A 7,849-nucleotide genomic window follows, 5' to 3' on the forward strand; every position below is an offset into this window, starting at 1 on the left:
CCTACATCCCAAAGTGCCTATATATTCTGGAGTAACGTAGTAATCCTGGCTTAACGAATTACTCAGGCTCATGACACGCTCCTTAATTTCTTAAGAAGCCCGCACTGTAACGGTATTCCGTTCAGTGCGTGTTGTGGTCACGGAGTTTAACCGCGATATTGCGAGGATTAAAACTGTCCAGTTCTTGACTGAGGAATATCTTTAGGTTACTAGACCCCAGGGCGCTATACCTCTATCCGAAGGTAGATCGATTCGGGGACTACCAGTTCTCAAAGAACCTGGGCGATCGCCATAAAAACTCCCCCTTCCTCAGCCTCAAATCCCTCCCCATCACCCCCTAAACCATCCAATTATCCCACTAATCCAGAGCGCAACGCCAAAACAGCAGCTTGGGTGCGGTCATTCGCACAGAGCTTGTTTAATATATTCCGAACGTGAGTTTTCACCGTACCCACAGTGATGTACAGCTTTTCGGAAATTTCAGCATTATTGTATCCTTGGACAATCAGTTCTAAAACTTCTAGTTCTCGTTCCGTCAGAGGATAAGCTTCAATAATCTGGCTATATTCCGGTTCCGGAGCCTTAATCGTTACCGTGTCTTTCTTCTGAGAGCCTAGGGTGGTTTTGGTATTCGTCGTGCGGGCTTGCTTGAGGACGATTCCGGCGATCGCCGGATCAATCCAGGAGTTACCTTCGTATGTGAGGCGAACCACTCCCAGCAATTCCTCAAAGCTAATATCCTTCATGCAGTAAGAATCTGCACCAGCAGCAAATGCCGCCAGAACCGCATCTTCATTATCCTGAAAGGTCAAGATCAAGATTTTGGTTTTGGGATTCTGTCCTTGAGCCGCTTGTGCTTGTTGCAGTCGCTGGGTCACTTCAATTCCATCAATATCCGGTAACCCAATATCAACAATTCCAATATCCGGCTTTGTATCCATCAGCAATTTCAATCCAGAAGTGCCGTTGGCGGCATCGCCGACAACAACGATTCCATCAGATTGTTGTAAAGCCGTTCGGATTCCGATCCGAGTCAGGTCATGGTCTTCAACTAAAGCAACGCGAATTTCACTCATCTATTAAAAAGGGTCTTAAACCCGTCGTTTACAGCCAGAATTTGGAGAGTTTTTTTCAGGGATCTCATCCCGGGAACGCTCCGAAACCCGTCTGTGCCACTTCAAACACCGCGCCTCTGTCCGCTGAACTAGGGGCATTGCTACAGTTTTAGATCCCAGGGACAAGAAACCGGGTTTTTGGGCCTTTCTTGGGACCTTTCAGGGCAGAAATTTTCTGAAAAACCGGGTTTCTAACCAATACTGTACCAGCGTCCTAGGGGTTATTCTTCCATTCTGTACTCAATAACGGCTTGACACTCTTGAGCATTTAAGTCCGGATGGTTACCCGAAACCCCTTCCAGTCGGCAGGGGTGCTGACTTTTGATAGAACTTTCTTCCACAAGGGAAAACAAAAGTTTAACAATTTTAGGCCACGTTTGTGACGACCAGGACGGTCAAAATCAATCCGAGGCCCGTAAACAGGAGGTCTCTCAAACCAGTTTATCAAAATGCTTCCCACTCTGGGGACCTTTTCCCTCGCGGGTCGTTTTCCGCTGCTGATTCTTGCCACAATTCCGCTGCTCAATAGGCTCTGGGTATCCCCTTCAAGATTAGCCTAGGGGGAAGCCTGCCGGGGGTTTCCAAATGATTGCCGTTCCACTCCAGGAGCCTCCCTGGATTGAAGGGGAAAACTGAGTGATCCTCTGGGGAGCATCCCTGGGGTTCTTTGACTCGGTTCTGGGGATACCTCGGCTCCATTTCGACTGGATGAATTCGTTTCCCAGAGCGAATTCCGCCTATTGATAGAGGTAATCAGCACCTGACCCAGATACATTTATATTATCTAACACTACAGTTATTGAGTCCTTTTTGGTGTTAAGCATCGCCATTGAATTATTTAAGCCGCAATGGACAAGGGATTCCCGAATTGACACAATGGAGGTCTCTAAACTTTATTATTTTATCAATTTTCTTAAGGGTCCTGGCTAATTGGACCATTGAACTGTCCCAAGTAACTGCTCGATTTCTATCCCGAGGGCAGCCATTCAAAGGGAAGAAATGGAGTGTTTTTTTGTACAGACAATAGTCCTATGCCTCCGTAGAACGATAGAAGCAGTGGGGGCAAAACTTTCCGTAACTCGGGGATCTTCCTGCCCCATCTTCCGGGTAGCCTTTCCACCCGATTACTCCGGGTTCAGGCTCTTACAGACCCTTCTCCGAGTTGTTCTGGGTCAATTATACCGTTTTGTTTAAGATTTTATCAAATTGGGATGAGGTCCGGGCCAATTCTGTAAACAGATTGATACTCAAGGGATAAAAATTGGGGTCAATTCATGTATGATTATTCCCTTAGTCAGCCAAGGTTCCATCCGTAATAAAGAAATTTTATTGAAAGTGCGATAAATTCTCTGAACCTTATCTTAAAAAACCCTAAAAATCAACAACCTAATTACGATAATCCTATCAGCCAACCCCTCCAATAGACCCACAATTTACCAACTTTTATAACAATCGGGATGGAGTCAACTCAGATGAATAACCCTACCAATCCTCAATTTAATAACCGAAGACCTCGCCACTATCTAACCCCTGTCAACTCAACGCAGCAACCCCTGGTAAACGATTTACCCACTCGGTTCGCAACTTCAGCGATTGGCCTGGAGGGACAAATCCTGTGGAAAGCGGATGCGATCGGGACCATAACTGAATTAAACCCAACCTGGCAAACCTATACGGGGATGGACCCGGAGGTTTCCTTGGCCGGTGGTTTTTTGCAAGCCATCCACCTGGAAGATAGACCGATTTGGCATCGTGTATTATCCTCCTCAGAAACCCCTACGGAGCTTACTCAAAAACGCTTAGGGGTTTCGGTTTGTGAAATGGAACTGCGCTTGTTAGGAAGCGACGGCATCTATCGATGGATGCTCGTCCAAGCCCTTCCCCTTATGGGTAAAAAGGGCGAGGTGGTGGGATGGCAGGGAACTTTTATGGATATCGATCGCCTCAAACAAACCCAACTTCAACTCCAAGAAAAACAAGAATTCCTAGAAAATCTCATTGCCTCTTGCTCGGAAGCCATTATTGCCGGGGATACCAATGGAACCATCCAAATTTTTAATCAGGCGGCACAAGAATTATATGGATTAGCAGAACAGAACCTCCCGCAGAGCGCTTTTAAATCCGGTCCCACAGGGGAACAATTTCCAGGGACACCGGACCCCTCCCGTTCAGCGAGTGGGGTTTCTATTGGTAATTCCCAGAAAAACCTTGAAGCTGTAGACCCCAGCTCAACTTCCCCGAAAACGTTGCCCCTATGGTACGCCTTACAGACGGAAACGCCATCAGAAAAAGAATTAGTGTTGACTCCTAAAACGGGAAAACCCCGGATCATGCTGGCTAATAGTCATCCCATTTTTAATCCTGGGGGCATGAAATTAGGGGCGGTGACCCTGATGCGGGATATTACGAAACGGAAACAGCGAAAAAAAGCCTGTTTTACCCTCTATGCAGAAACCCAGGAAGAAGTTCGCCTGCTCAATGCTCAACTGAGCCAACGCGATCGCAAACTCCCTCTGAATCTCCCCAATTCACCCCAGACAACGGACCCGGAATCCCTGGATGACTCCGAGACTCAAAGACTGCCACGCATAGAAAATGAGGAGGATTTCGCTAACCTCTTCCAAACCCTGGATTTAATTAGCCCCTATCATATCGCCGGTCTTCTTTGGGACCAGTCGGGGGAATTGCAAGGGGTGATGAATTGCCATCGCCTCCTAGCGGATTCCCTGTGGGAACGGTTAGAAAGCCTACTGCTGAAAGCATTCCCGGATCAGAATTTGCGATCGCCTTCCCCAGAAGCGGTGGTTTGGTCCATCGCCTTACCGGAAGGGGAAGGCTATGAAGTCCCAGTCACGGAACTGGGGTCCCTGCTCCTATTTCCGGTGGTCGGGAAGGGCGATGCTCAGAAAGTGGGACTGCTATTTGTCGTCCCTGAAGGGCGATCGGTTTTGAATGCTTATGAACTAGGCTTGCTAGAAGGGATAATCCAGCAAGCATCAGAAACCCTGGAAAAGCTGTCTTCAGAGTGCTGGAACTACCCAACTGATGGTTCTGGAAATACCCGATGCGATCGCCCAAAACCCTCACTCCAGAACCGCGCCAACCTGGTAACTGGAGCCGAAAAGACCGATCGCCATAGCCAATCTAATCGCGATCGCAGTTCTGCTGCCGCCGCATCCCAGCAACCCACAAGGGAGAAACCCGGCGATCGCCCGGAGTCCGTTTCTTCCTTCTTATCCCACCCTTTCAAAGAGATTGATGTTTCACCATCCCAGAACCGGATGGGAAAATCTCAGCTTCTGGATGGGAGTGACAAAATCTCTTTGAACCAGAACCGCAAACCAACCCCAGACAACTGCTCACAGAGCGTTTCCCAGCCTTTTGGAGCCTCACCCTCTCCCCAAAACTCCCCAGACCCCGAGGAGAACCCAACCCAGCAGAATCTGAGGGTCCAGAAAAACTATCCAGGTAGGGATAGGGAGCCCCTTTACGATAGCATTGACTATCGCACCGAGATGGAAGGGGGTAGTGAGCAAGGAAAAAGGTCAGAACCCGCCTTCAGTGAGGGACCGGGTGATCCTCAAGGGTCCGACACAACCCCTGGGGACGAAGGGGTGCTCATTTATGATGCCGATGGGATTCTCACCACCTGCAATCCCAGTGCAGAACGAATTTTAGGCTTAAGTGTTCGGGAATTGATCGGACGCTCGTATCAAGATGCTGGCTATTCCAGCATCTTCCTCGATGGTTCACCCGTTGAAGGCGATCGCCATCCCGTCGCCATTACCTTCAATACGGGAGAACCGCAATCCAATACCATCGTGGGGATTTGCCAACCCGATGACACCCTCACCTGGGTCTCCCTCAAGCTTCAGCCCTTATTTGATAGCGATTGTGACCAGGAGGGGCGCTATCCTTGTACTGTGATTGTCTACCTCCAGGAGATTGACAATTTTACAGAAGATCAAGACTATCCTAGGGAACTTAACGACCCCAACTATCAGTTCATGGTCGAACAGTCCCAGGACTTAATTGCTCGCCATAGTCCCGAGGGACTTTATCTGTATGCCTCTAGCGCTAGTCGTTCCCTGTTGGAATATGAACCCGAGGAACTGGTTGGGCAAAGTATTTATGGGTTCGTTCATCCCGAGGATGTGACTGCCGTCAACCGCATCTTTACTGACATAACCCGGGAATCACCGACCGATCCAGTGATCTATCGCCATCGGCGCAAAGATGGGGCCTATATTTGGTTAGAAACGACTCTGGGATCTGCCCATAACCCAGGGTTAGGGAGGGAATCTGAAGCGATCGCCGTTTCCCGCGATATTACCCCACGCAAGGATAAGGAAGAAAAAGTCAACCTACTCAATCATGACCTAGAGCGCTTAGTCCGCAAGCAACGTCTCGAACTCGACAATGCACGACAACTCAAAGATGAATTGCTCCTGCGCGAACAGTTAGCCCGCAAAGTGGCGGAGGCGGCGAAAACCCTCCTGAGTAAGGAACGCCAGCGGATTGCCGAATCCCGCTCCTTTTTAGCAGAAGCGACTACCCTCCTCACCGCATCCCTGGATTACCAAACTACTCTGGAGAATTTGGCGAGACTGCTAGTGCCTCGGTTTGCCGATTGGTGCGCGATCAATGTCATGGAAAATGGCACGAGACCCATCGGGTCATCGGACGCAGACTATCATTGTGTGACCGTAGCTTGTTTGGACCCTTCAAAGCAATCGACGGTTTGGGCGTTGCAAAATCGCTACCCGGTGAATGGTGGGGGTCGGTACAGCTATTGGCAACAACTGATGGAGATTCGCCGTTCACAGTCGCGATCAGACTGGGGAGAACGGCAGAATGGGGCAGAGTTTTGTTTGGGGATTACTGATGATGAACTGGCAGCAGTCGCTGAGGATCAAGAACATCTGGAACTGTTGCGATCGCTCGATTGTCAGGCGGATCTCTGGTTGCCGATCTGCTTCGGCGATCGCACCTTTGGTTCCATTCTCCTCATGCGCGGCAATCAGCCGAGTTCTCGTCGTCTTCGTTTAGAAGGAGATGCTGCCTATAGCCAAAGTGAGCTGTCTCTGGTTGAAGATTTGGTGCGGCGGGGTGCTATGACCCTGGAAAAGGCCATCCTCTACCGGGAAGCTCGGGAGACGGGAGAAAACCTCCGCAAGACGGTCTGTATTTTAGGTGAACGACAACGCCAATTGCGTACCCTCCAACAGTTGGCCAATTTGCTGAATCAGCGGATTGCTGATTTACCCCGGTTGTTACAACTGATGGTAGAAGCCGTCTGCGAGGCCATCCCCAAGGCCCAGTTTTGCCTGATTGTCCTTCACGATCGCCAACTCGATCGGCTGGAATTAATGGCGACTGCTGGCACCGGTACCCAAAATTTACCCATCGGAATTCCTTTGAAAACCAAGGATTCTTTACTGTCCGAGGTATTTGCTACGGGTCAGTCTCTGTTGCGATGCCATTCTCTCAATGGACTGACGACCGATTCCGAGACCAAAATTCTTCCCGGAGAGTTACCCGCTTGTGTGTATGCCGTGCCGATTGAGTCGGCGCGAGCAGGACGTTTGGGGGTACTCGCCGTGGGCAATTGGGAAGATTTGGTGGCCTTTGAGGTGGAGGACCTCCGTCAAATGGTCACGGCGGTGGGCGAACAAGCGGCGATCGCCATTAACAATGCTCGCTCTATCGAAATTTTAGAGGAGCGAGATCAACTGTTACAAACTCAAAATCATACTCTGGCTTGTCAAAATCAGGAACTAGAGGCCAAACGTCAGCAGATTGAACGTCAAAACTGCCAACTGAGGGAGGCATCTCGCCTCAAATCTGAGTTTTTAGCCACCATGTCTCACGAACTGCGGACTCCGATGAATTCTATTCTGGGCTTTTCTCAGGTCCTCTTGCGTGGACGCCGCCATCCCTTGGCATCTCAGCAAAAACAAATGGTGGAACGAATCCTCAATAATGGCAAGCAATTACTCACTTTAATTGATGATATCCTCGATTTGTCTAAAATTGAGGCGGGTCATTCTGAACTTAAGCTAGAAGAGTTTGAAGTAGATTTATTAGTCAGTGCAACCTGTGAAGAATTGCGAATTTTTGCCCAACACAAGAATTTAACTTTGCAGTTTGATTCCACTTTGGATAATTCCCGGGTTGTGGGCGATCACTTACGGTTGCGACAGATGGTTACCAATTTGATTTCTAATGCGATTAAGTTTACCACCTCTGGCGGGGTGGTAGTTTCAGTCTTCAATCCTTCCCCAGATTGGGTGGAAATTTTGGTCAAAGATACCGGCATCGGCATTCCTCCCGAACAGCTTAATGATATTTTTGAAGCCTTCCGCCAAGGCGATCAAACTACCACTCGCGAATATTCCGGCACCGGCTTAGGGTTAGCTCTGTGTGAGTCTTTAGTTCGCCTGATGAAGGGAACGATTTCGGTAGAAAGTCAGCTTAATGAAGGTTCGACTTTCTCGATTCAAATCCCTCGCTCTATCTCTGAGCTTGATTAGGGCAATCCCCCCATTAAACTCTTCCTAGATATAGCCCGTCTAAATTATGATGATAAGACCATTGAGGAGGGGGAGCCAGAAATCTCCCAATTAGTAGTAAGGAGCTTTCTGCCTCTCGCTTCTTTTGAAAAGTGTCCGATTCATTTTTGTGGGGCAGATTTATACAGATGTTACCTTTGAAAGTGGGGGGTTAACCCTAGC

At 49.0% G+C, this 7,849-nt stretch carries 2 protein-coding genes; one reads left to right on the top strand and one right to left on the bottom strand.

Features of this window, described 5'->3' with window-relative positions:
- Positions 1–350: 350 nt before the first annotated feature.
- Complete coding sequence (locus J0895_RS18730) at positions 351–1,076, bottom strand: response regulator transcription factor (protein ID WP_207089524.1); 726 nt, start codon at positions 1,074–1,076, stop codon at positions 351–353.
- 1,511 nt (positions 1,077–2,587) lie between these two features.
- On the opposite strand from J0895_RS18730, the gene J0895_RS18735 reads away from it, so the two are divergent.
- On the top strand, positions 2,588–7,648 hold the full coding sequence (locus J0895_RS18735; RefSeq protein ID WP_207089525.1) for a PAS domain S-box protein: 5,061 nt from the start codon (positions 2,588–2,590) through the stop codon (positions 7,646–7,648).
- The last annotated feature ends 201 nt before the right edge of the window (positions 7,649–7,849 follow it).

Source organism: Phormidium pseudopriestleyi FRX01 (assembly GCF_017313335.1).
Lineage (GTDB): Bacteria > Cyanobacteriota > Cyanobacteriia > Cyanobacteriales > Laspinemataceae > Laspinema > Laspinema pseudopriestleyi.